Annotated in this window: 2 protein-coding genes; both read left to right on the plus strand. The window is 69.3% G+C overall.

The features are described 5' to 3' along the window. Positions 1-65: 65 nt before the first annotated feature. Entirely contained in the window at positions 66-977 is a 912-nt protein-coding gene (locus NI18_RS19540; protein WP_037532574.1) for a serine hydrolase, read from the plus strand. Between the two features lie 98 nt (positions 978-1,075). Next, on the plus strand, positions 1,076-1,274 hold a 199-nt coding region (locus NI18_RS19545), incomplete at its 3' end, for a hypothetical protein (protein WP_037532572.1).

The following is a 1,274-nucleotide window of genomic DNA, read 5'->3' on the forward strand; positions in this document are numbered from 1 at the left end:
CCTGGCCCGGCGCCCGGCCATCGTCGCCGACGCGGCCGTCGCCGAGGCCCCAGCCCGCGGCGGACCTGCTCAACGCGGTGCAGGCGCTCGGCGCGAGCTTCAAGGGACAGGTGGGCATCACCGTGCGCGACATCGACGAGGGCTGGGTGGTGGCCTGGGACGGCGACACGCGGCGTCCGCAGCAAAGCGTCAGCAAGCTGTGGGTGGCGATCGCGGTGATGGACGCCGTCGACCGCGGGCAGATTTCGCTGTCCGACCGCGTCACGCTGACGCGTGCCGACCTGACGCTGTTCCATCAGCCGATCCGCACGCTGATCGGCCCGGACGGTTATACGACGACGATCGACGAGCTGTTACGCGGCGCGATGACGCGCAGCGACAATACCTGCAACGACGTGCTGTTGTGGCGCGTCGGCGGGCCCGCGGCGATCAACCGGATGCTCGACGCCAAGGGTGTCGAGGGCGTGACCTTCGGCCCGGGCGAACGGGTGCTGCAGGCGAAGACCGCGGGGCTCGAATGGCGGCCCGAATGGGCGGGGGGCTGGGGCTTTCTCCAGGCGCGCGCGGCGATGACCTACGAGGCGCGGGCGAAGGCGCTGAACCGCTATCTCGCGGCGCCCTACGACGGTGCGTCCGCCAATGGCGTGACGCTCGGCCTGTCGCTGCTCGCGCAGGGCAAGCTGTTGAGCGCGCGTTCGACCGCGTCGCTGCTGACGCTGATGCGGTCGAGCAAGACCGGGCCGCTGCGACTGAAATCGGGGCTGCGGCCGGGCTGGTCGCTGGCGCACAAAACCGGCACCGGGCAGGACCTGGGCAGCCTGTCGACCGGCTATAACGATATCGGGCTGCTCGTCGCGCCGAACGGCCATCGCTATGCGGTCGCGGTGATGATCGCCAGCACGCGCGAGCCGATTCCGGTGCGGATGCGGTTGATGGGCGACGTGACCCGGGCCGTGGTCGCCTCGGCGGGCAATTGATCGTGCCGGCCGGGCAAGGGGCCCTATCAAGCCGTTTCGGTTATAACTTTCTTTAATAAATTCATGCGATTGGGAGTTACGTCCTGAGAGCAAAGATCGTGGTCCCCCTTTTCAATCTTCATTTCGAGCATTCGGGGTCGCTGGTCGCCGTCGCGGTCGGAATCTGCCTGACCGCGAGCTGGTCGGTGGCGATGCTCGCGATCGATCTCGACCGGACCGCGGCGCAGCCCGGCGAGCCGCTCGGCTGGCGGCACGCCGCGCTTGCGCTCGCCGCGGGCCCGGGCGTCTGGGCGACGC

The sequence above is a fragment of the Sphingomonas sp. Ant20 genome (assembly GCF_000783375.1).
Lineage (GTDB): Bacteria > Pseudomonadota > Alphaproteobacteria > Sphingomonadales > Sphingomonadaceae > Sphingomonas > Sphingomonas aerolata.